20 protein-coding genes and 3 pseudogenes are annotated in these 21,965 nt (G+C 71.7%); 7 read left to right on the plus strand and 16 right to left on the minus strand.

Annotated features, from left to right (window positions below):
* Positions 1–52: 52 nt before the first annotated feature.
* From ACIRP2_RS06090 to ACIRP2_RS06100, 3 genes and pseudogenes are all read right to left on the minus strand, one after another.
* Positions 53–1,038 (minus strand): annotated as a pseudogene (locus ACIRP2_RS06090) (IS630 family transposase).
* A gap of 170 nt (positions 1,039–1,208) precedes the next feature.
* Positions 1,209–1,508, minus strand: coding sequence for a DUF6342 family protein (locus ACIRP2_RS06095; RefSeq protein WP_404246948.1), 300 nt, complete (start codon positions 1,506–1,508; stop codon positions 1,209–1,211).
* Positions 1,509–1,741: 233 nt separating this feature from the next.
* Positions 1,742–1,915 (minus strand): annotated as a pseudogene (locus ACIRP2_RS06100) (IS5/IS1182 family transposase); the annotation flags it as partial.
* A 372-nt stretch (positions 1,916–2,287) separates the two neighbouring features.
* On the opposite strand from ACIRP2_RS06100, the gene ACIRP2_RS06105 reads away from it, so the two are divergent.
* The 4 genes from ACIRP2_RS06105 to ACIRP2_RS06120 all read left to right on the plus strand — a co-directional run bounded on the left by ACIRP2_RS06105 (position 2,288) and on the right by ACIRP2_RS06120 (position 5,097).
* Complete coding sequence (locus tag ACIRP2_RS06105) at positions 2,288–2,431, plus strand: hypothetical protein (RefSeq protein WP_404246950.1); 144 nt, start codon at positions 2,288–2,290, stop codon at positions 2,429–2,431.
* A complete protein-coding gene (locus ACIRP2_RS06110; protein WP_404246952.1) occupies positions 2,428–2,979 on the plus strand; it encodes a hypothetical protein in 552 nt (183 codons plus the stop codon). The genes ACIRP2_RS06105 and ACIRP2_RS06110 overlap by 4 nt, the downstream gene beginning before the upstream one ends.
* Positions 2,980–3,070: 91 nt before the next feature.
* Positions 3,071–3,790: a DsbA family oxidoreductase gene (locus ACIRP2_RS06115; RefSeq protein ID WP_404246954.1), complete on the plus strand. Its 720-nt coding sequence runs from the start codon at positions 3,071–3,073 to the stop codon at positions 3,788–3,790.
* Between the two features lie 245 nt (positions 3,791–4,035).
* On the plus strand, positions 4,036–5,097 hold the full coding sequence (locus ACIRP2_RS06120; RefSeq protein WP_404246956.1) for an aminotransferase class V-fold PLP-dependent enzyme: 1,062 nt from the start codon (positions 4,036–4,038) through the stop codon (positions 5,095–5,097).
* 21 nt (positions 5,098–5,118) lie between these two features.
* On the opposite strand, the gene ACIRP2_RS06125 is transcribed toward ACIRP2_RS06120, so the two are convergent.
* The gene (locus ACIRP2_RS06125; protein WP_404246957.1) at positions 5,119–5,604 is read right to left on the minus strand and encodes a MarR family winged helix-turn-helix transcriptional regulator; all 486 of its coding nucleotides are present in this window, start codon (positions 5,602–5,604) and stop codon (positions 5,119–5,121) included.
* 169 nt (positions 5,605–5,773) lie between these two features.
* Here ACIRP2_RS06125 and ACIRP2_RS06130 point away from each other — a divergent pair, with 169 nt between their 5' ends.
* Positions 5,774–6,850, plus strand: coding sequence for an alkene reductase (locus ACIRP2_RS06130; RefSeq protein ID WP_404246959.1), 1,077 nt, complete (start codon positions 5,774–5,776; stop codon positions 6,848–6,850).
* Between the two features lie 81 nt (positions 6,851–6,931).
* On the opposite strand, the gene ACIRP2_RS06135 is transcribed toward ACIRP2_RS06130, so the two are convergent.
* The 6 genes from ACIRP2_RS06135 to ACIRP2_RS06160 form a co-directional block, all read right to left on the minus strand.
* On the minus strand, positions 6,932–7,957 hold the full coding sequence (locus ACIRP2_RS06135) for a VOC family protein (RefSeq protein WP_404246961.1): 1,026 nt from the start codon (positions 7,955–7,957) through the stop codon (positions 6,932–6,934).
* A 128-nt stretch (positions 7,958–8,085) separates the two neighbouring features.
* A complete protein-coding gene (gene thpD, locus ACIRP2_RS06140) occupies positions 8,086–8,979 on the minus strand; it encodes an ectoine hydroxylase (protein WP_404246963.1) in 894 nt (297 codons plus the stop codon).
* A gap of 3 nt (positions 8,980–8,982) precedes the next feature.
* Positions 8,983–9,381 (minus strand): ectoine synthase, encoded by a 399-nt coding sequence (locus tag ACIRP2_RS06145; RefSeq protein WP_404246965.1) that lies wholly within the window; start codon positions 9,379–9,381, stop codon positions 8,983–8,985.
* A gap of 77 nt (positions 9,382–9,458) precedes the next feature.
* Complete coding sequence (ectB, locus tag ACIRP2_RS06150; protein WP_404246967.1) at positions 9,459–10,727, minus strand: diaminobutyrate--2-oxoglutarate transaminase; 1,269 nt, start codon at positions 10,725–10,727, stop codon at positions 9,459–9,461.
* A gap of 123 nt (positions 10,728–10,850) precedes the next feature.
* The gene (gene ectA / locus ACIRP2_RS06155; RefSeq protein WP_404247199.1) at positions 10,851–11,315 is read right to left on the minus strand and encodes a diaminobutyrate acetyltransferase; all 465 of its coding nucleotides are present in this window, start codon (positions 11,313–11,315) and stop codon (positions 10,851–10,853) included.
* Between the two features lie 405 nt (positions 11,316–11,720).
* Positions 11,721–12,827 carry a pyridoxal-phosphate-dependent aminotransferase family protein gene (locus ACIRP2_RS06160; RefSeq protein WP_404246969.1) on the minus strand — a complete coding sequence of 369 codons (1,107 nt, stop codon included), beginning with the start codon at positions 12,825–12,827 and terminating at the stop codon, positions 11,721–11,723.
* A gap of 133 nt (positions 12,828–12,960) precedes the next feature.
* Between ACIRP2_RS06160 and ACIRP2_RS06165 the strand changes: the two genes are divergently transcribed.
* Together ACIRP2_RS06165 and ACIRP2_RS06170 are read left to right on the plus strand one after the other, a co-directional pair.
* Positions 12,961–14,037: an amidohydrolase family protein gene (locus ACIRP2_RS06165; RefSeq protein WP_404247201.1), complete on the plus strand. Its 1,077-nt coding sequence runs from the start codon at positions 12,961–12,963 to the stop codon at positions 14,035–14,037.
* 332 nt (positions 14,038–14,369) lie between these two features.
* Positions 14,370–15,407, plus strand: coding sequence for an SCO1860 family LAETG-anchored protein (locus ACIRP2_RS06170; RefSeq protein ID WP_404246971.1), 1,038 nt, complete (start codon positions 14,370–14,372; stop codon positions 15,405–15,407).
* A gap of 101 nt (positions 15,408–15,508) precedes the next feature.
* Here ACIRP2_RS06170 and cobC read toward each other — a convergent pair.
* From cobC to cobM, 6 genes and pseudogenes are all read right to left on the minus strand, one after another.
* Positions 15,509–16,657, minus strand: a pseudogene (gene cobC, locus ACIRP2_RS06175) (Rv2231c family pyridoxal phosphate-dependent protein CobC); the annotation flags it as partial.
* A complete protein-coding gene (locus tag ACIRP2_RS06180) occupies positions 16,587–17,498 on the minus strand; it encodes a sirohydrochlorin chelatase (RefSeq protein ID WP_404246973.1) in 912 nt (303 codons plus the stop codon). The pseudogene cobC and the gene ACIRP2_RS06180, both read right to left, overlap by 71 nt.
* Positions 17,495–18,103: a precorrin-8X methylmutase gene (locus tag ACIRP2_RS06185; RefSeq protein WP_404246975.1), complete on the minus strand. Its 609-nt coding sequence runs from the start codon at positions 18,101–18,103 to the stop codon at positions 17,495–17,497. The genes ACIRP2_RS06180 and ACIRP2_RS06185 overlap by 4 nt, the downstream gene beginning before the upstream one ends.
* Entirely contained in the window at positions 18,100–19,824 is a 1,725-nt protein-coding gene (cobJ, locus tag ACIRP2_RS06190; protein WP_404246977.1) for a precorrin-3B C(17)-methyltransferase, read from the minus strand. The genes ACIRP2_RS06185 and cobJ overlap by 4 nt, the downstream gene beginning before the upstream one ends.
* A complete protein-coding gene (cbiE, locus tag ACIRP2_RS06195; RefSeq protein ID WP_404246979.1) occupies positions 19,821–21,080 on the minus strand; it encodes a precorrin-6y C5,15-methyltransferase (decarboxylating) subunit CbiE in 1,260 nt (419 codons plus the stop codon). Before cbiE ends, cobJ begins: the two co-directional genes overlap by 4 nt.
* Positions 21,077–21,925 (minus strand): precorrin-4 C(11)-methyltransferase, encoded by an 849-nt coding sequence (gene cobM / locus ACIRP2_RS06200; RefSeq protein ID WP_404246981.1) that lies wholly within the window; start codon positions 21,923–21,925, stop codon positions 21,077–21,079. Before cobM ends, cbiE begins: the two co-directional genes overlap by 4 nt.
* Between the last annotated feature and the right edge of the window lie 40 nt (positions 21,926–21,965).

Consider the following 21,965-nt stretch of genomic DNA (forward strand, 5'->3'; position numbering starts at 1 on the left):
GGCTGTGCAAGTTCGCGGTTGGTCGGGTTGCGGTGTTGAGGGGGCGTCCGCCTCAACGGATGCCCTTCTCGCTTCGAATGCGGGCGCGTTCCTTGCGTTCGGCGGCCAGGACGTCGCGGTGGCGGGCGTTGGCGTTGCGCCAGCGTAGACAGGCGTGCAGGGCTCGTGTCTGCACGGTGTGGTTGTGGTGGTGGGAGTTGGCGGTGGTGAACTGCCTCAGCGGTCCGAAGTGGGCCTCGATGGGGTTGGCCCAAGAGGCGTAGGTCGGGGTGAAGCACAGCTCGACCTTGTGCTTTGTAGCCCAGCGGCGGATGCCGGTGCCTTTGTGGGCGGACAGGTTGTCCAGGATCACGTAGAGGGGGGCGCCGTCGGGCCGGGCGGCGCGGATCGACTTGAGCGCGGTCAGCGTGTTCGCGGCACCTCTCTTGCGGTGGTTGACGCCCCACAACCTGTCGTCGCCAACCGAGTAGCAGCCGTGGAAGTACCGGACTCCATGGGTGCGGTGGTAGGTGGCCGGCACCTGGTCGGAGTGTTTCCGTTCGGCCCAGCCCGAGCCTGCGGTGGGCCGGATCCCGAGTGGGCCGAACTCGTCGAACGCGAAGACCCGGTCGGGGAAACGGTCCAGGACGTGCTCGATCCGGTCCAGCTTCGCCTCGCGGTCGGGGTCGGTGGATTCCTTCCAGGTCTTGGTGTGCTGGAAGGTGACTCCACGGCGGGCGAGCAGGCCGCGTAACGCCTCGCGGCCGATACGGATCACTCGGCCGTGGACTGTGCTCAGGTAGGCGACGAGTTTGCGTAGCGACCAGCGAGGGAAAGGCCGGCCGAGCTTGGTGGGGCCGGTGGTGGCCGTCTGGACGGCGAAGTCCTCGTCGTCATCGCTGAGCAGGCGGGGACGGCCTCCCGCCCACCGAGGGTCCAGGCAGCCAGGCCGATCTCGTTGAACCGGTGGATCACATCGCGCACGGTGTCCTCGTCGGCCGCCACCAGCTGGGCGATCACCGGCACCCGATTCCCGCCGGCCGAGGCCGGCAGCATCATCGCGCGTCGATAGCGCACCGAGTTGGTGCTGCCCCGGCGCACGATCTGCTGCAGCCGCTGCCACTCCTGGTCGGTCAGTCTGCGCACACGGACTGACGCCGAAGACGACCTCCACTGGCCACCTCGCCGCCATCTTCATCTGGTCGGCGAGGTGACCCGAAGGGAACCGCCTAGTAGCCGAGGTCCTTCTGCTCGGTGATCAGGCGGCCGGCGATGTGCAGGTTGCCGTCGGAGTCGAGCACCGCGATGATCTTCTTCGTGGAGCCGTGGTGGGTCGTGAAGTAGATCTTGTCCGCCTCCTGCGAGGAGGAGTGGTTCGTGTTCACGGACAGCTCGATGCTCACCGGGGAGCTGATGAGCACGTCCTTCTTCGGCGAGGTCGGGTAGATCTGGTTCTGCCGCAGTTTGACGCGGCCGTGGGTGTCCCCCTCGTCCCAGTCGGACGCCACGCCGAGGTCGATGTCAGCCATGCGATTTCCCCTCCGGTTCCAGTGGACGAACTCTGCGGCCGGGCGTCACAGGACATCCCGAACCGAGCCCAGAACCTACACAGTTCGTTCACATGACGGCATCGTATCGCGGGACTATGACTGATTTTCGTCCCACTTCGTCGCGAAGTGGCATCAAGGTTCCGGAGCCACCAAAAAGCCCGAAAAGTGCCGTGACAGCTCCCCGGATGACGACATAGGCCGACTCTCTCGGATCATCTCGCTGACCAGGTGAAGATGGCTGCGAGGTGGAGTCCGGCGAGGTGGATGGTCGCGGTCTTGTCGTAGCGGGTGGCGATCCCGCGCCATTGCTTGAGCTTGTTGATGCAGCGTTCGACAGTGTTGCGCTGCTTGTAGGCCTCGCGGTCGAAGGCGGGTGGGCGGCCTCCGAGAGTGGCAGGCCGCTGGTGACGAGGGCCAGGGCGAGTGCGGTGCTGAGGCGTAGCCGCCGTTCTGGAAGGTCTGGCGTACGCCGTTGGCGATGCCGTGCCGGTGGGCGGGGACGGATCCCATGATGGAGCTGGTGCCGAGGGTCATGAACAGGCCGACTCCGGCGCCGACGGCGAGCAGGCAGGCGGCGAGGGCGGCGCTGTCCATGGACGGCGCGATGAGTGCTGCGGCCAGTGCGAACAGACCGGCCGTGGGGCAACTCGGCCACGGGAAGCGGTGCTTGGGCGAGGTGCTCCGTCGGCTTGCGCCCGGCGTGACGAGTCCCGACGTACAGTGGTGGCGCGAATGCCCTGCACCCGGAGGTTCTGGCCATGCCGCCGCCCGCGCACCGTCTTGTCGTCGTCTCGACCCCGCACGTGTCGATGTTCGGCATCGCCATCCCCGAGATGCCGTCCCACGAGCTCGCCCGCCCAGGGGGAGTGGCCGCGGCACCCGTCGAGGCGGCAGCGCTGTGACCGCACGGAGCGGTGAGACGTTCGCGACCGGCCGGGCGGTGTCCGACATCGAGGCGCTGCTCGCCGGGCCCGTACCGGCCGCGGGGCCGACGGTCGACGAGGGCGAGCCGGACACCGGGGAGTGGTCCGCGACCGAGGGCGAGGGGTTCCGGATCCTGCCGCTCTGGGAGAGCGACGACCTCGTGGGGGTGTACGGGCCCGAATGGAACGAGGCCGAGGAAGCCGCCGCAGGTCATCTGGCCTCCCTCGTGGGCGAGTTGGACCGGCGATGGGGTGGGCATCGGACGGCGGGCATGCGGGTGCCGATCTTCCGCCACCTCGCGGACGAGCCCATGCCGCCGCTGTACCGGGCACTGTGCGACCGGGACTGTCTCGGTGATCTCGCGGTATGGGGGCCGGTGGCCGGCCGGTGGGTGGCGGTGTCCCTCAACCAGAGCGACGGCGACGCACCGATGGTCGTCGTGGCCGTGGTCGCCGACCGCCCGGTCGTCGAGCTCGACGACCGGAGCGCCCCGGCGGGGGAGCCGCCGCACGCGGGCGGGGAATGAGGGAGTCCGCTCCCGCGTTGTGTCTCGGGAGCGGAGGGTGGCTCTGTGCTGCCCCGGCCGTAGTCACGAGAACACGGAGAGAAGAAGAGACATGCGCGTCGAGATCTGGAGCGACATCGCCTGCCCCTGGTGCTACATAGGCAAGGCCCGCTTCGAGAAGGGCCTGGCGGGGTTCGCCCACCGCGACGAGGTCGAGGTCGTGCACCGGTCCTTCGAGCTCGACCCGGGGCATGCCAAGGGTGACACCGCGCAGGTGATCGACATGCTGGCGCAGAAGTACGGGCGCACCCGTGAAGAGGCGCAGGCCATGGAGGCGAACGTCGCGGCCAACGCGCAGGCCGAAGGGCTCGGCTACCTCACCGAGGGCCGTGACCACGGCAACACCTTCGACATCCACCGGCTGCTCCACCTGGCCAAGGCCCGGGGCCGTCAGGACGAGCTGCTGGGCCTCGCCTACCGGGCGAACTTCGCCGAGGAGCGGTCCGTCTACGACGGTGACGTGCTGGTCGAGCTGGCCGTCGAGGCCGGGCTCGACGCCGACGAGGCACGCGCCGTTCTCGCCGACCCGGAGGTGTACGCCGCCGAGGTGCGGGCCGACGAGCGCGAGGCGTCCGAGCTGGGGGCGAACGCGGTGCCGTTCTTCGTGTTCGACCGGCGGTACGGGATCTCCGGCGGTCAGCCCGCCGAAGTCTTCGCCCAGGCGCTCGAACAGGCGTGGAAGGACCGGCCGCTGACCGTGATCGGCGGCGACGCCGCGGTCTGCGACGCCGACGGCGCCTGCGAGGTCCCGCAGACGGGAAGCGGCGCCTGAGCGGGTCTGCGGGCGGACGGCAACGACGCCCGGGCCGGGGACGGCGGCGCCCGGGCGGACGGGCGAGCGGGCGGTGACGATGCCCGCACGGCCCCGTGGGCGGGCGGTGGCGTCGCCTGCGCGGCTCGTGCACCGGTGAGCGACGTCCGGTGATCCGTCCCGAGCCGCGCACATGAGCGTTACTCGGGTGCACCCCTTGATCCGTGGTGATTGACGATGAATCAAGGGGGATCCAGGCTGGGCGCATGGAGACTACTTCGCTCAGCCGCGCGGTGGACGACGAGTTCGCGCCGGAGACCACCTACCTCAACACCTCCAGCTGCGGGCTGCTGCCCCGTCGCACGGTGGCGGCGGTCGGGGCGCTCGCCGGGGCGCTCGCCACGGGGCGCAGGGCCGGCTCCGGCGACTTCGAGGCGGTGGACGCCGCCCGTGCCGGGTTCGCCCGCCTCGCCGGAGTCGACGCCGACCGGGTCGCCACCGGCAGCTCGGTCTCCGTCCACGTCGGGCTGATCGCGGCCTCGCTGCCGCCGGGGGCCGAAGTCGTGGCGCCCGAGGGGGAGTTCAGCTCCGTCGTCAGTCCGTTCGCGGTGCGCGGCGATCTCAGGATGCGCTATGTCCCGCTGGACGGGCTGGCCGAAGCAGTAGGGCCCGGCACCGCGCTGGTCGCCTTCTCCTGCGTGCAGTCCGCCGACGGCCGGATCGCCGATCTGGACGCGGTACGCGAAGCGGCCGCCACCCACGGCGCCAGGACACTGCTCGACGCCACCCAGTCGGCCGGCTGGCTTCCGCTGGACGCCGGGGCGTACGACTACACGGTCACCGGTGGCTTCAAGTTCCTGCTCTGCCCGCGGGGCGCGTCGTTCCTCACCGTCACCGAGGAGGCCCAGCGCGGCCTGCCGGCCGTCTTCGCCGCGTGGGTCGCCTCCGACGACCCCTGGAACAGCACGTACGGCCCGGTCGGGCGGCTCGCGCCGAGCGCCCGCCGCTACGACGAGCCGCCCGCCTTCCTCTCGTACCACGGCGCCGAGCGCTCCCTCGCGCTGCTGGGCGAGGTCGGGATCGACGCCGTTCACGCCCACGCCACGGGGCTCGCCGCGCGCATGCGGGCCGGGCTGGCCGGGCTGGGGCACGAGGCGGTGCCGGGGGAGTCGGCGATCGTCGCCGTGCCCGGACTCGGCGGGCGGGCGTCGGAGCTGGCGCGGGCCGGAGTGGTGGTCTCGGACCGGGCGGGCAGTCTGCGCGCCGCCTTCCACCTGTACAACACGGAGGCGGACGTGGACCGGGCCCTGGACGTGCTCTCGGGCTGAGCCCGCCCGGATGCCGGGGGATCAGCGGAGCTCGGGGCAGTCCGCGGTCTCCTGGCAGAGGTTCGCCTCGACCTTGCCGAGCAGCCGTGCCAACTCCTCGCGCTCGGCCGGGTCCAGTCCGGCGAGGGTGTGCTCCTCCAGATTCGTCCAGGCCCGTTCGACGGCGGCGTGCAGCGCGCAGCTGTCTTCGGTGGCCTCGACCAGGACGGCCCGGCGGTCGTCCGGGTCGGGGGAGCGGCGGACGTGCCCGGTCTGTTCGAGGCGCTGGAGCATCTTGGTCACGGTGGAGGGGTCGAGGTCCACGGCCTTGATCAGCTCGGACTGGCGCACCGCACCCGCGTCCCACAGGTACATCATCAGGAACTCCTGGCCGGGGTAGAGCCCGAGCCCCTTGAGCAGCTTGCCCGCGGCGATCCGGTGCAGCCGGGCGACCCGTGAGACGGCATGGCTGACAGGGCCGCCGAGGGCGGCGCTCGGCGGGACGGTACAGGCGGGATCGGCCTTCATCAGGACTCCTCGGGACGATGCCGGGCCGACGCCCCCGGCGGTGCGGGCCGGGCCGGAAGCGCGGACACGGGCGCTTTCTGCGAACTTTACCTTGGTCGGCCAATCAATGGGTTACAGTGGCGCTCACGGAAAATAGTTGGCCGACCATATAAATTTTCTGGGAGCTCTCATGACCACCGCTTTCGACCCGATCGACCTGTCCGGCACCCAGCTCGCCAACCGCATAGCGATGGCTCCGATGACCCGCAGCCGGGCCGGTGAGGGCGGTACCGCCACGGATCTCGTCGTCGAGTACTACGCCCAGCGCGCGTCGGCGGGCCTGATCATCACGGAGGGCATCCAGCCGTCGGTGGTGGGGCAGGGCTACCCCGACACCCCGGGACTGCACAGCGCGGAGCAGGTCGCGTCGTGGCGCAAGGTCACCGACGCGGTGCACGCGGCGGGCGGCCGGATCTTCGCCCAGCTCATGCACGCGGGCCGGATCGGCCACCCGGCCCTGCTGCCGGACAGGCTCACCCCGGTCAGCGCATCCGCGGTCAAGCCCGCCGGTCAGCTCTACACCGGCGAGGGTCTGAAGGACTTCACCACCCCGCGCGAACTGACCGGCGACGAAGTGCGGCAGACCATCGCCGACTACGCGACGGCCGCCCGCAACGCGATCGACGCCGGCTTCGACGGCGTCGAACTGCACGGCGCCAACGGCTACCTCATCCACCAGTTCCTCTCGCCCAACACCAACCTGCGCGACGACGAGTGGGGCGGCTCCGAGGAGGCCCGCATCCGGTTCGCCGTCGAGGTGGTCAAGGCCGTCGCCGCCGAGATCGGCGCGGAGCGGACCGGGCTGCGCATCTCGCCCGGAAACACGTACAACGACATCGACGAACCCGTGCTGGACTCCGTCTACAGCGCGCTGGTACGGGAGATCGAGCCGCTCGGCCTCGCCTATCTGCACGTCCTGGAGGCGGTGGAGATCCGCGAGCTGACCCTCGCGCTGCGCAAGCAGTTCTCCGGCACGTTCGTCCTCAACGCGCTGACGGACGGGCCGACCGGGCCGGACGACCACTCGGTGATCGACGACGGGATCGCCGACGTCATCTCGTACGGCGCCCTGTTCATCGCCAACCCGGACCTGCCCGCCCGGCTGAAGGCCGGCGGCCCGTTCAACACCCCGGACCCGTCGACCTTCTTCGGCGGGGACGCGAAGGGGTACATCGACTACCCGGCGCTGGACGCCGACCGGTCCTGAGAAGTCCCGGAGCCGTGGTGACGCAGTGCCGAGACCGGGAGGCAGGGCCACGGAGCCCTGCCCGCCCCGGGGCGGCGGACGCTACTGCAGACCCGTCCCGTCCAGCGGTGCGCTGTGCCACTTCCACGAAGTGACCCGTGAACGACCGGGCAGCTCGGCGCGGCCGGTGGCCCAGAGCAGGACGGCCCACCGGTCGGCGTCCTTCGGGGCGTCCGGGAACAGCCGGGCCAGCACCCGGTCGCAGAGGCCGGTGGGCGGCGCCCAGGCGATGTCCAGGCTCGCGGCGAGGTCCTGCGTGTGCACGAGGGTCTCCACGATGCCCATGGCGGCGAAGCCCTCCGGGTCGGACACCCCGTAGGAGTGGTAGGAGCGGACCTCCGGCGAGGCGGTCCGCACCATCGCCGCGAGCAGCGCGCCGCTCGCCTCCAGCGTCTGGAGCAGCCCGGCGGGTCCTGCCGACCGGTCCGCGAAGATCGCGTTGGACGGACCGCCCTCCCGGGTCGCGGCCCAGTGGTACGGCACGTACGTGTCCTGCGACGGCCGGCGCGGGCCCAGCTGGGTGGCGTAGGAGAAGAGGTCGTCGCTCAGGTGCTCCGCGGTCTCCCAGCAGTTCCACTCCAACGACCCGGCCGGGACGTGCCAGTCGTCCACCGGGGACTCCCGGAGCGCGTCGACCGCGAGACGGACCGCGGTGGTCACGTCGTCCGCGGTGACCGGCAGCCGGGTTCCGGTCAGCGACGCCCGTTCCGCCGCGCTGCACTCGACGCAGAACTCGTTGCCCTCCGGATCGGCCAGTGTCGCCCAGCCCCGACCGTCGGGCTTGCGGTGGTCGGCCACGAGGGTGGCGCCCAGGCCCAGCAACCGCTCCACCTCCTCGTCGCGGGTGCGGTCCCGCGGCTGGATGTCCAGGTGCAGACGGTTCTTGGCGCCCTTGGGCTCCGGCACGGAGATGAACAGGAGTGCGGTGCCGGGGGCTTCGACGAGCGCTTCGGGATCGCCGGGGGCGTCCTCCTGGGAGAGCGCGGAGCCGAGCACCTCGGCCCAGAATCCGCCGAGCGTGTAGGCGTCGGCGCAGTCGATGGTGATGTGACGTACCAGTGAGGTCATGGGCCCCACTGTCGCCGCTGACGACCGTCCCGGTCCACCGACTTCGGGCGCGGTCCCCCCACGCGAAGAAGGGGGTGGGGCGACGGACGCCGCCCCACCCCCTTCTTCGGTCCGGTCTCTCCGGTACGTCACCCCACCGGTGTGAAGTCCCGCGCCCCGATGAACTCCGGACGTCGCGCCGGAGCCGCGAAAGGCTCCTCGGCGGCGTTCTCCACGCTGTTGAAGACGATGAAGACATTGCTGCGCGGGTAGGGAGTGATGTTGTCCCCCGAGCCGTGCATGCAGTTGCAGTCGAACCAGGTGGCCGAACCCGGCCTGCCCGTGAAGAGCTTGATGCCGTGCCGGTCGGCCAGCTTCGTCAGCGCCTCGTCGGACGGGGTGCCGGCGTCCTGCATCTTCAGGGACTTCTTGTAATTGTCCTTCGGTGTCTCGCCCGCACAGCCGAGGAACGACTTGTGCGAACCGGGCATGATCATCAGCCCGCCGTTGGTGTCGTGGTTCTCGGTCAGCGCGATCGACACGGACACCGCCCGCATGTTCGGCAGACCGTCCTCGGCGTGCCAGGTCTCGAAGTCCGAGTGCCAGTAGAAGCCCGAAGCACCGAAGCCGGGCTTGACGTTGATCCGGGACTGGTGGACGTACACGTCCGAGCCGAGGATCTGCCGGGCCCGGCCCACCACACGCTCGTCGCCGACCAGCCGGGCGAAGACCTCGCTGATCCGGTGGACCTCGAAGACCGACCGCACCTTCTGCGACTTCGGCTCCACGATCGAGCGCTCGTCGGCCCGTACCGCCGGATCCGCGATCAGCCGGTCCAGTTCGGCGTGGTAGACGGCGACCTCGTCCGGCGTGATCAGTTCGTCGACGGTGAGGAACCCGTCGCGTTCGAAGCCCTGCAGGTCCTTCACGGAGACCGGCCCCGGGGCACCGGGGGCGGACCAGATGACCGGGTCCTGGCGAGGAGTGGTCATCTCGGCCGTACCGCGTGTGGGGTACAGATCGGCGCGTACATCGGTGGTCATGGTTCAGCCCTCCTCGGTCAACAGCGGGTAGACACCGTTCTCGTCGTGCTCCTCCCGCCCGGTGACCGGAGGGTTGAAGACGCAGACGCAGCGGAAGTCGGTCTTCGGCCGCATGGTGTGGTGTTCATGGCCATCCAGCAGGTACAACGTGCCGGGGGTGATCCAGTGCTTCTCGCCGGTCTCGTCATTGGTGAGCTCGGCCTCGCCCTCGACGCACAGGACGGCCTCGATGTGGTTCGCGTACCACATCGACGTCTCGGTGCCCGCGTACATCGTGGTCTCGTGGAGCGAGAAGCCGACCTTCTCCTGGGCGAGCACGATGCGCTTGCTCTCCCAGGTTCCGGAAGCGGCCTTCACATGCCGGTCGGTGTTCTCGATGTCACTGAACGATCGGACGATCACGGTGGGTCGGTGCCTTTCTCTCTGCGGCGGTGCTCGTGGTTCGTACCTGTCCGGGACGGGAGGGCCCGGACAGGCGGTCAGGTGGTCTCGCGGACCGCGCGGGCCAGCGTCCGCAGGCCCTCGTCCAGCTCCTCGGGGGTGGTGGTCAGCGGCGGCAGCAGCTTCACGACCTCGCTCCGCGGACCGGAGGTCTCGACCAGGAGGCCCAGCTCGAAGGCGCGGGCGCAGATGGCGGCGGCGCGCGAGGTGTCGGTGAACTCCATGCCCCAGACCAGGCCGCGGCCCCGGAACCGCGCACCCAGCCGGGCGTGTTCGTCGCAGATCGCGAGCAGCGCCTGTTCGATCTGCTCGCCCCTGACCAGGGTCTGCTTCTCCATCTGCCCGTCCGCCCAGTAGGCGTCCAGCGCGGCGGCGGCCGTGACGAACGCCGGGTTGTTGCCGCGGAAGGTGCCGTTGTGCTCGCCCGGTCCCCAGATGTCCAGCTCCGGCCTGAACAGGCAGAGCGACATGGGCAGTCCGTAGCCGCTGATGGACTTCGACAGGGTGACGATGTCGGGGGTGACGCCGGCCTCCTCGAACGAGAAGAACGCCCCCGTGCGCCCGCAGCCCATCTGGATGTCGTCGACGATCAGGAGCATGTCGCGGCGGTGGCACAGATCGGCGAGCGCCCGCAGCCATTCGGGGCGCGCCACATTGATGCCGCCCTCGCCCTGCACCGTCTCGACGATCACGGCGGCGGGCTTGTTGAGACCGGATCCCTGGTCCTCCAGGAGCCGTTCGAACCAGAGGAAGTCGGGCACCCTGCCGTCGAGGTAGTTGTCGAAGGGCATCGGGGTGCCGTGCACCAGCGGGATGCCCGCCCCGGCCCGTTTGAAGGCGTTGCCGGTGACGGCCAGCGAGCCCAGCGACATGCCGTGGAAGGCGTTGGTGAACGAGACGATCGACTCGCGTCCCTTCACCTTGCGGGCCAGCTTCAGCGCCGCCTCGACGGCGTTGGTGCCGGTCGGGCCGGGGAACATCACCTTGTACGGGAGGTCGCGCGGGCGCAGCACGTTGTTCTGGAAGGACTCCAGGAAGGCGCGCTTGGCGGTGGTGGCCATGTCGAGGCCGTGGGTGATCCCGTCGCGCTCGATGTAGTCGATCAGCGCGCGTTTCAGCACGGGGTTGTTGTGGCCGTAGTTGAGAGAGCCCGCGCCGGCGAAGAAGTCGAGGTAGCTGTGGCCGTCCTCGTCGGTCAGACGGGAGCCCTGCGCACGGTCGAACACCGCGGGCCAGCCGCGGCAGTAGCTCCGTACCTCCGACTCCAGGGTCTCGAAGACACTCAGTGCGGGCGGGGTGATGGTCACAGGGAATCTCCTGCTTGAGGGGGGTGTGACGGACGACGGTGCGGAGGTGCTCGGGAACGGAGCGGCCGGGGCGGGCGGACGCGGTGGCGGCCGACGCGCCCGGAGACGGACCGGCGGACGCGCTCAGGTGTGGAACGGGCCGATGCGGTACAGCACTTCCGGCAGATGCGTTCCCTCGGGGAACAGCTCGCCCTCGAAGAGCACTTCGCGTTCCAGGGCGACGTCGTGGCGCTGCGCGTAGGAGGTGAACAGCCGGTCCGACGCGGTGTTGTCCGGGGTGACGGTCGTCTCGACCGAGGTCAGCCCCTGTGCGGCGGCGACCCGCGAGGTCAGCGCGTCCAGCAGTTTTCCCGCCAGCCCGGTCCCGCGACGGCCGTGGTCGACGGCCACCTGCCAGACGACGAGCGTCCCGGGGCGGTCCGGCCGGAGGTATCCCGTCACGAAGGCGATGGGTTCGCCGGTCTCGTCGCGGGCGACCACGGAGGTCTCCGCGAAGTCGCGGCACCACAGCAGGTAGCTGTACGAGGAGTTGAGGTCCAGGACCTCGGAGTCGCGGGCGATGCGCCAGATCGCGGCCCCGTCCTCCACTCGTGGGGTGTCGATGGTGAGGAATTCTCTTCGGGCACTTGCAAAATCTGCTGGTGCGGCGGTCATGCGAATTGAATTTACCCAGCAAATTCTGAAATTGCATCGACGCAAGGGGTTGGGCGGGGCGATTCGCCGTGTTATCACGCGGGCGCGTGCGCCGGTGCGATCCGGCTGCGTTTTCTGCCGCTTTGGGGGCTATTTATCCGGCATAACGGTCGCACTGTGGAGTCGGTCACAAGCTCGTAACTCTCGGGTGACGCAACGGAATTGTGTGGATCGGTCCCGGGTCGGACGTCAGGAAACTCGGGTGTTTAGGGATCGGGAAAGCGGGCAGAAGAATGCGGGGAGCTGCTCTGAATAAAGCAGCTCCCCGCATTTGTGGATTATTTATGTCCCGGAGTGGATCTACTCGCTCGGCCAGGTTTCCGAAACGGCCTTGCGGGCAGCTTCGAAGTCGACCTGCCGGCCCGCATCGGCCAGCGCCGCCCCCAGAGCCGCGAGCGAGGAACGCACCGCGCCCCGCGTCGCATCCACACCGTAGTGATTGACGCGGATCATCTCCTTGGACAGCGCCCCGCCGCCCGCGATCAGCGGCAGCGACGGGTCGGCCGCGAGCGCCCGCGCGACCAGTTCCGCGGCGTCGACCCCCGCGGGGGCGCGCAGCGTGGTCGCGACCGGTGCCGCCTCCTTCGCCTCGTGCACGTAGGGCGACAGCCCGCCGCCCAGCGCCACCACGCCGGCGCGGGTCGCCGCGGCGGCCGAGGCGTGCCGGGCCATCAGCGCGTCCAGACCCTCGGCCTCGATCCGCTCCACACAGGCCTCCAGGGCCAGCATCTCCAGCTGGGCGGGGGCGTGCAGCAGCGCCATGCGGCCGCCGTCGATCCAGCGCTCCTTCCAGTCCAGGAGCGAGAGGTACGAGCGGCGCGGAGCCTCGGGGTTGGCGGCGATCCGCTCCCAGGCCCGTTCGCTCACCGACACCGCCGAGACCCCGGCCGGACCGCCCATCGCCTTCTGCGCGCCGATCACACAGAGGTCGACGCCCCACACGTCCGGCAGCAGCGGTTCGGCGCCCACCGAGGCGACGGCGTCCAGCATGAACAGCGCCCCGTGCGAACGGACCACCTCGCCGATCTCGGCGACCGGATTGGTGTTGCCCGTCGCCGCCTCGGCGTGCACCAGGGAGACGAAGTCGATCTCCGGGTGCTCGGCCAGCGCTCGTGCGACCTGGTCGGCGGTGACCGCCGTGTGGAACGGAACCGCCAGATCGACCACATTGGCACCGCAGTCCCGCAGCCAGTTCCCGAAGGTCTGCCCGTACGGGCCGGTGACGACGTTCAGCGCGGTCGAGCCGGGTCGGGCGCCGCCCCGGATGCAGCCTTCGAGGGGGAGCAGCGCCTCGCCCTGCATGATGACGACGTCCTGCTCGGTGGCGAGAAGGCCGGCCACCCGCTTCTCGATGGCCGCGAAGTGCGCGGCGGTGAGCGGGGCGAGGTCGAGGAAGGGGTGCGTCACGGTGGTGCTCTCTTCGGATCGGGTCGGCGCGGCGCGGGTGCCGCGTACGGACGGGGTTTCCGTCGAAGCGTACCCAGGGGGCCGGACGCCGCCTCGTACAGTGCTGCTCATGAGTGATCACACGGCACCGCGGGTGCTGCACGTGAAGGGGCGGGTGCTCGTCGGTCCCGAGGACGTCCGGGACGAGCTCTGGGCCGTCGACGGACGGATCTCGTACGGGAGGCCGGCCGGCGCGGACGACGCGGTGACCGTCACCGGCTGGGCGCTGCCGGGCCTGGTCGACGCGCACTGCCACGTCGGGCTCGACCACCACGGCGCCGTCGACGCGGCCACCAGCGAGAAGCAGGCCCTGGCCGACCGGGAGGCGGGCGCGCTGCTGCTGCGGGACGCGGGTTCGCCGGCCGACACCCGGTGGATCGACGACCGGGAGGACCTGCCGAAGATCATCAGGGCCGGCCGTCACATCGCCAGGCCCCGCAGGTACACCCGGAACTACGCCTACGAGATCGAGCCCGACGAGCTGGTCGCGTACGTCGCGCAGGAGGCGCGCCGCGGCGACGGCTGGGTGAAGCTGGTCGGCGACTGGATCGACCGGGAGGTGGGCGACCTGACCGCCCTCTGGCCGCGTGAGGCGGTCGGGGCGGCCATCGCCGAGGCGCACCGGCTCGGTGCCCGGGTCACCGCGCACTGCTTCGCCGAGGACTCGCTGCGCGATCTCGTCGAGGCCGGCATCGACTGCATCGAGCACGCCACCGGGCTCACCGAGGACACCATTCCGCTCTTCGCCGAACGCGGTGTCGCCATCGTCCCGACCCTGGTGAACATCGCCACGTTCCCGTCTCTCGCGGCGAACGGCGACGCCAAGTTCCCCCGCTGGGCGGCCCATATGCGACGGCTGCACGAGCGGCGCTACGACACGGTGCGCGCCGCGTACGACGCCGGGATTCCGGTCTTCGTCGGGACCGACGCGGGCGGGGTGCTCGCCCACGGGCTGGTGGCGGACGAGGTCGCCGAGCTGGTGAAGGCGGGCATCCCGGCCCTGGACGCGCTGTCCGCGACCACCTGGGGCGCGCGTCGGTGGCTCGGGCGGCCGGTGCTGGAGGAGGGCGCCCCGGCGGACCTGGTGGTGTACGACGAGGATCCGCGGGCGGACGTACGGGTGCTGGCGGCGCCGCGACGGGTGGTGCTGAACGGGCGGGTGATCGGCTGAGCGGCGGATCGCCGGGCCGCTGCGGGCCGGGGCGTCGCGTTGACAGGCAGTTACCGCGTCCCTGTCGTGTCGTTGAACCATTTTCGCGCGCACTCCGGCGCAGTCGGCCTCCGAGCCCTCCACGCTCGGCGGATCGGGTGACTGCGAGGAACGAACGTACCGAGATATTCGAATACAGACGCGAAAACCCCCCTTTGGGGTGAACTCACGTCAGGTGTCTGCCAGTTCACCCTCCGTGCGTAAAGCTTTCGGGGTCGAGGTCACCGGTGCCCGCGATGTCCCCCATTGGACGGCGCCGGTGGCTCCATGTCTCATGTGGGGGTTCCACCATCTTGAACAGCAACACCTTCCGCCTGGCCGCCCTGGCGGTCGCCGTCGCTCCCGTCGCCCTGCTGGCCGCCGCCCCGGCGCACGCCACCGCCGCGACCACCACGACCACCGGCGACGGGAAGGCGAACGCGGTCGTGCTCCGTACCGCACTCGACGTCTCGCTCCTGAACAAGACGATCGATGTGCCGCTCAAGGCCACGCTCAACGAGGTGCAGGCGCCCGCCAGCGCCGACCGGACCGCGCTGAGCGTCCGGCTCGACGGGGTGGACGACGGACGGCCGTTCAGCGTCCTGAGCGCCGATGTGGCCACCGCGAGGGCCACCGTCGGCAAGCACCGGGCCGAGGGGTACAGCAATGTGGCGAAGGCCCGGGTCCATCTGCCCGGACTGCCGCTGCTCCCGCTGATCGAGGTCGAGCAGGTCACCTCCAAGGCGGTCTGCGAGGTGGGCAGGAAGCCGGTCGCCGAGTCGAACGTGCTCGGGCACGTGACGATCCTCGGCAAGCGGATCAGCCTCACAGCGGGCGGCACCACGGAGGTGAAGGTGCCGGGTGTCGGAGAGGTGACCCTCGACCTGTCGAAGACACACACCACCTCGCGCACCGCCGCGGCGGCAGCGCTCCGGCTGAAGGTCTCCGTCAATCCGCTCAAGCTCAATGTCGCCGATGTGCAGGGCGAGGTCACGCTCGCCGAGGCGACCTGCGAGACGCCGAAGGGGACGGGGCCGGGTGGCGGTGCCAACGGCGGCTCCGGCAACGGTGGTTCGACCGGCGGTGGCTCCAGTGACGGCGGCTCCGGCAACGGCGGTTCGACCAGTGGCGGCTCCGGCAACGGCGGGACCGGTGGCGCGAACACCTCCGGCAGCGGCGGCGGCACGGGCGGCGATGTGAAGCCCCAGACCGGCACCGGGCATGCTGTCGATTCCAACCTCGCGGAGACGGGCGGCAGTTCGGCGACCCCGTACATCGCGGGTGGCGCGGCCCTGCTGCTGGCTGCGGGCGCCGGTGCGATGGTCGTGGCCAGGCGGCGCGCCCAGGACTGAGCCGCTCGGCTCGGGGCCCGGGGCCCGAGGGGGTGGCCGCGGGCCAGGGGGGGCGGGGGCGGCGTTCGCGTGACGGAACGCCGCCCCCGCGGGCCGTTCGCTCAGCGCGTGACCGCGGTCAGCGTCTGCAGCGCCTGGTCGAGCGCCTGCAGGAAGCGATTGGTCGTCGCGCGGTCGCGTACCGCCAGCCGCAGCCACTGCGGACCGAGCCCCGGAAACGTATCTCCACGCCGCGCCGCGAACCCCAGTGCCCGCAACCGCTCCCGTACCTCGCCAGCCCCTTCCAGCCGGACCAGCACGAACGGCGCCTCGGCCGGTTCGGCCACCCGCACTTCGGTGAACTCCCTCAGCCCCGCGACCAGATGGGCCCGGTCCACCGCGATCCGTTCCGCCGCGGCAGCCGCCTCGGCCAGGGCCCGCGGCTCCACGCACGCCTCGGCCGCAGCCAGCGCAGGAGCCGACACCGGCCACAACGGCTGCGCCTGTGCCAGCGCGCGGATCGTCTCCGGGGCGGCCAGTACATAGCCGATCCGCAGTCCCGCGAGCCCCCAGGTCTTGGTGAGGCTGCGCAGCACCACGAGCCCGGGGACGTCCGTACGCCCGCACAGCGCCTCGCGCTCGCCCGGCACCGCGTCCATGAACGCCTCGTCGACGACCAGCGTCCGCCCGGGACGCGCCAGTTGCTCCAGCACGGCCGCCGGATGCAGGACCGACGTGGGGTTGGTCGGATTGCCGACCACCACCAGATCCGCGTCCTCGGGCACGGCCGCCGGATCCAGCCGGAAGCCGTCCTCGGCCGGCAGCAGTACCCGCCGCACCTCGTGCCCGGCGGCGCGCAGCGCCGACTCCGGCTCGGTGAACTGCGGATGGACCACGACCGGACGGCGGGCCGGCAACGCCCGTGCGATCAGCACGAACGCCTCCGCCGCCCCCGCCGTCAGGAGCACCCGCTCCGTCGGAAGCCCGTGCCGGGCCGCGACCGCCGCCCGCGCCGGACCCCCGTCCGGGTAGGCGGCGAGCGTGCCCAGCGAAGCGGCTATCCGCGCCCTCAGCCAGGCCGGGGGCGTGTCCGCCCGTACGTTGACGGCGAGATCGGTCAGATCCCGTCCCCGTCCCCGTACTTCCGCGTCACCGTGGTGCCGCAGATCGTGCGCGCCCGCGCCTGTCGCGTCGGGACTTTCAGTGGGAGTGTGCATGACCGCCGTGGGAGTGGTGGTGATGGTGGCCGTCGTCGTCGGGGTGGAAGTGCGGCTGCTGCGGCAGCCCCACCTTGTCCTCGAAGCCCGGCAGCGCGATCCGGTACACGCAAGAGTCGCAGTTCATCCGCAGATCGCCCTCGACTGCCTCCCGATAGCGCTCCATGACCAGGTCGTACAGTTCCTCGGCACCACCGATGACCTCGGCCGAGCGGACGTCCGCCGCCGGGTGGGCGGCTGCCCACTCCTCGGTCTGACGACGCACCCGGTCCGGCAGGATGCCGGTGAAGAGGAAGTACGGCAGAACGACTATGCGCCCGGCACCCAGCTTCACGCAACGGTCGAGACCGGACGGTACGTCGGGCGCCGCGAGCGAGACGAACGCCGTCTCCACCCCCGCGTAACCCCGGCCCTCCCAGAACAGCCGCGCCGCCTTGTACACCTCGGCGTTGGCGTCCGGGTCCGTCGAACCACGCCCCACCAGCAGCACCGTCACCTCGGACCGGTCGACGTCGCCGAGCACCGCGTCGACCCGGCGCTCCAGCACCCGCAGCAGCGTGGGGTGCGGGCCGAGCGGGCGGCCGTAGGTGTACGTGATACCGGGGTGGCGCTCCTTCTCACGGGCCAGCGCCGCCGGAATGTCCCCCTTGGCGTGCCCGGCCGACACCAGCATCAGCGGCACGGCGGCGAACCGCCGCACACCGCGCTCGACCAGTTCGGTCACGGCTTCGCCGAGCGGCGGCGGGGACAGCTCGATGAACCCGCCCGCCACGGGCAGCCCGGGGTGGCGCTCGCCCAGTTCGGTCACGAAGTCACGGAACGCCGCGGCCCCGCCCTCGTCCCTGGTGCCATGGCCGGCGATGAGCAGTGCGGGCTGGGTGGACGCGGTGGTCACAGGTTCTCCTCGGTGTTCGTGGGGGGTACGGGGTGGTACAGCAGGGCGTTCAGGGCGGCGGCGGCGACCGCCGAGCCACCCTTCTCGGACACGTTGCTCACGGCGGGCAGGCCGCTGTCGCGCAGCGCCGCCTTCGACTCGGTCGCGCCGACGAAACCGACCGGCAGCCCGATGACGAGCGCGGGCGCGGCGTCGAGGACGAGCAGTTCCTCCAGCGCGGTCGGCGCGTTGCCGATCACCCAGATCGCGCCGGGCCCGACCTGCTCGTACGCGAGCCGGATCGCATGTGCCGAACGGGTCAGCCCGGGACCGGACCTGGCCTCCTTCAGACGGCACACGGTCTCGCGGCGGGTGATGCCCGCCGCGACCATCTCCACGTCGGTGACGACCGGAGCGCCGGCGTGCAGCGCCGCGTGCGCGACGACGAGCGACGCCTCGTCGCAGACCAGGTCCGTCGCGTACGCCGGATCCGCCGCGGAGTGGATGACCCGCTCCACGACAGCCCGGGTCAGCGGGGGGAAGTGCGAGGTGTCCAGGCGGGCGCGCAGCCGCCGGTACGACTCCTGCTCGATGGGGTGGACCGTTCTCTCCCAGGGCCGGTTCACTCGGCTCCCTCCTGTGCGGGGGCCGCGGTGGCCGACTGCCAGCGGTAGCCGCGCGGCGTCACCATGCGGCCGGCGATCTCCCGGGTGGCGGTGTTGCCGACCGTCACGACCGTCATCATGTCCACCGTCGCCGGGTCCAGAGCCGCCAGCGAGGTCACCCGGCTGCTCTCGTCGGGGCGCGAGGCGTTGCGCACGACACCGACCGGAGTGGCCGCCTCCCGGTGCGCGGCCAGGATCGACAGGGCCTTCGGGAGCTGCCAGTCACGGCCCCGGCTGCGCGGGTTGTAGAACGTCACGATGATGTCGGCCTCGGCCGCGGCCCGTACCCGGCGCTCGATGACCTCCCACGGCGTGTGCAGATCGGAGAGGCTGATCGACACATGGTCGTGGCCCAACGGGGCGCCGAGGATCGCGGCGGCGGCCAGCGCGGCCGTCACACCCGGCACACCCACCACGTCGATGTCGGCGCCGGCCTCGGCGAGCGCGGGCGACGCCATCGCGTACACGCCCGCGTCACCGCTGCCGATCAGGGCCACCGCATGCCCCCTGCGCGCCTCGGCGACCGCGGTGCGGGCCCGTTCCTCCTCGGCGCCCAGCCCCGACTCCAGGACCGTGGTGCCGGGCCGCAGCAGGTCCCGGATCTGGTCGACGTACTGGTCGAGCCCGACCAGCACCGAGGCCCGCCGCAGCTCCTCACGGGCGCGCGGCGTCAGCAGATCACGCGCGCCGGGGCCGAGACCGACGACGGCCAGGCGCCCGCGCGGGGCCCGGCGCACCACCGCGCAGGTGGCCATCGCGGCCCGCCCCGCGGGGTTCGACTTCCGCTTCGGTACGAGGAGTTCGCCCCCCTCGGCGAGTGCGGCGGCCTCCGCGACGGAGGGCGTTCCGACGGCGGCGAGCGGCGCGCCGGACGGATGCGGCACCTCGATACGGGCCAACTCGTCGGCGGCGTACGTCCGCAGCGGAACGCCGAACTGCGAGGCCGCGGCGACGATCCCCGGTTCGTCCGACTTCGCGTCGACCGTCACCAACTCCGCGATGCTCAGCGGGGACAGCCCGGCCTCGCGCAAAGCGTCCCGGATCAGCCCGACGACCTCCTCGGCCGGCGCGTCCTTGGACGCGCCGACCCCGACGGCGAGTGACGCGGGCCGCAACACAGCGGTCCGCGCCCCGAGTTCCACGATCCGGTCGGTGACACGCAGCACCGCACCACCCCCGGCGCCGGGGGAGACATTCGCCGGCAACGGGGGCAGCGGCCACACCGCATCAGCACGCAGCTCCACCCCCGCCCCGTCGAGCATCGCGCGCGACACCCCCGCCACATCGCCCTCCACGGGCAGGCCCAGCATGTCCAGCCCCGGCACGCCTGCCGCGTCCGTCGCCGTCGTCACGACCGGCGCCGCGCCGAGTACCTCACCGACCTCCCCGGCCAGCGCGTTCGCCCCGCCGCCGTGCCCGCCGAGCAGCGCGACCGCATGGCGTCCCGCCTCGTCGACACAGACGACACCCGGGTCCGAGGACTTCTCCGTCAACAGCGGCGCGAGCAGCCGCACCACGGCCCCCGTCGCCAGGAAGCACACCAGCTGCTCGCACTCGGCGAACGCCCGCTGCACGGCCTCGCGCACCGGTCCCTCGTAGACCACGGTGCGGCCGGGCCAGGCCGCGGCCAGCCGGTCGCGGGCGACGGTGCCCGCCGCCGTGGCGGAGATCAGGCCGATCACTGGGTTGCTCCTTCACTTGCACGGACCGCGGGGCGGGTGCCCCACAGCAGAAAGACCGGGTTGGTCGCGGCGAGCCGCGTCACCTCACCGGGCAGCGGCGCCAGCCGGGACGACTGCAGCAGCACGCCCTCGGGCACGAGCCCGGCACCGGCCAGCGCCGCACGCACGTCGGGCACCCGGTCCAGTGCCGCCAGCGCCACCACCACCGAGCGCCGCGCCCGCCGGGCGCACGCCGTCACGATGGCGGGCAGCTCACGCCCGCCGCCCCCGATGAACACCGCGTCCGGGTCGCCCCCCAGACCGTCGAGCACGGCGGGCGCGGAGCCGTGCACCGCATGCACGTACACCGCGTGCGCGGCCGCGTTCGCCCTGATCCGCTCGACCCCGTCCGAGGTCTTCTCCACGGCGACGGCGGCCGCGCCGAGCCGCGCGCACTCCACCGCGACCGAACCCGAACCCGCACCGATGTCCCACACCCGGTCACCGGAGCGCGGCCCCAGCCGGGCCAGCGCCAGCGCCCGCACCTCGAACTTGGTGATCATCGAGTCGCGGTGCTCGAACTCCGTCTCGTCCAGCGCCCACCGGCCGGGCCCCGCGGGCGGCCCCGCGACGGTCCGTACCGGGGAGAGCGCCCGGGACTCGTCCAGACACAGCACCACACTCACCGGATCCGGCCAGTCGCGGGCCACCGCCTCGGCAGGGGTCAGCCGCTCGATACGCTCCCGCTCCGGATCGCCCAGCGCCGTCGCCACGACCAGGGTGCGCCCCTTCGCCCTGTTCACCAGCCCGGCCGCCAGCTCCGCGGGCCCGGTGCCGGGCCCGGTCAGGACGGCCACCTTCGGGTGCGCCAGACACGCGTTCACCGCGGTGCGCGGGTCACGGCCGTGCGCACTGACCACGACCGCGTCGTCCCAGGCCAGCCCGAGCCGGGCGAACGCGACCGCGACGGACGGCGCACCCGGCCGCACATCGAGGGCGCTCGCCCCGAAACGCTCGGCCAGCGCCCGTACGATCCCGAAGAATCCGGGGTCGCCGGAGGCCAGCACGATCACCCGCGCCCCGCCCCCGTGCGCATGCTCCGCGATCCGGTCGAGCGCGGGCGCCAGTGGGCCGAGCACGATGCGCTCGACCTGCGCCGGCAGCCCCGCGGCCTCCAGATGACGCCGGGCGCCGACCACCAACGTGGCCGCGGCCAGCGCGTCCCGGGCGTCGGAACCGAGCGGCTCGCCCGTCCCCGTGCCGAAGACCCGGATCACGAGCCGGACCGCTGGGCGCGCAGTTCGGCCCGCGCCGCCTTGTCGGCCCTGCGGAAGCCGTGGAAGTGCCCCGGATGGTAGAGGTGCGAGCGTGTCCCCGAAGCCGAAAGCGCCGGGCCGACCAGGAAGAGGGTGTGCTTCCAGAGCTTGTGCTCCTTGACCGTTTCCTCCAGGGTCCCGATCGTGCAGTGCAGTATCAGCTCCTCCGGCCAGGTCGCCTGGTACGCGATCACGACCGGCGTCGACGTCGGATAGCCGCCCTCCAGCAGCTCCTGGGTGAGCTGGCCGGACCGGGCGGCCGACAGGAACAGCGCCATCGTCGTGCCGTGGCGCGCGAATTCCCGTACTTCCTCGCCCGGCGGCATCGGCGTCTTGCCGCCACCGAGCCGGGTCAGGATCACGGACTGCGCGACCTCCGGAATCGTCAGCTCCCGCTGCGCGATCGCCGCGACGGCGGAGAACGACGACACCCCCGGCACGATCTCGACCGCGACCCCCAGGCCGGCACACCGGTCGACCTGTTCCTGCGTGCCGCCCCACAGCGCCGGATCGCCGGAGTGGATGCGGGCCACCTTCAGCCCCTCGGCCGCCGCGCGCTCGTAGACGGCGACGACCTGCTCCAGCGACATCTGCGCCGAGTCGAGGATCTCCGCGCCCTCCCGGGCGTGCTCCAGAACTTCCGCCTGCACCAGGCTCGCCGCCCAGATGACGATGTCGGCGTCCGCGATGGCCCGCGCCGCCCGGAAGGTCAGCAGATCGGCGGCGCCGGGGCCGGCACCGACGAACGTCACTCTGCCGTGGGTGGGCGCGGCGACCGGGCCGGCTGCGTCGACTGCTTCGGACATGGGGCGGGGTCCTTTCGGGAAAAGGGAAACGGGAAAAGCG

The sequence above is a fragment of the Streptomyces sp. NPDC101194 genome (genome assembly GCF_044767885.1).
Classification (GTDB): domain Bacteria; phylum Actinomycetota; class Actinomycetes; order Streptomycetales; family Streptomycetaceae; genus Streptomyces.

Coding starts and splice junctions, on each gene's coding strand:
- ACIRP2_RS06095 (WP_404246948.1), bottom strand. CDS start 1,508: ATGGCTGACATCGACCTCGGCGTGGCGTCCGACTGGGACGAGGGGGAC.
- ACIRP2_RS06105 (WP_404246950.1), top strand. CDS start 2,288: ATGCCGCCGCCCGCGCACCGTCTTGTCGTCGTCTCGACCCCGCACGTG.
- ACIRP2_RS06115 (WP_404246954.1), top strand. CDS start 3,071: ATGCGCGTCGAGATCTGGAGCGACATCGCCTGCCCCTGGTGCTACATA.
- ACIRP2_RS06120 (WP_404246956.1), top strand. CDS start 4,036: ATGGAGACTACTTCGCTCAGCCGCGCGGTGGACGACGAGTTCGCGCCG.
- ACIRP2_RS06125 (WP_404246957.1), bottom strand. CDS start 5,604: ATGAAGGCCGATCCCGCCTGTACCGTCCCGCCGAGCGCCGCCCTCGGC.
- ACIRP2_RS06130 (WP_404246959.1), top strand. CDS start 5,774: ATGACCACCGCTTTCGACCCGATCGACCTGTCCGGCACCCAGCTCGCC.
- ACIRP2_RS06135 (WP_404246961.1), bottom strand. CDS start 7,957: ATGACCTCACTGGTACGTCACATCACCATCGACTGCGCCGACGCCTAC.
- thpD (WP_404246963.1), bottom strand. CDS start 8,979: ATGACCACCGATGTACGCGCCGATCTGTACCCCACACGCGGTACGGCC.
- cobM (WP_404246981.1), bottom strand. CDS start 21,925: ATGTCCGAAGCAGTCGACGCAGCCGGCCCGGTCGCCGCGCCCACCCAC.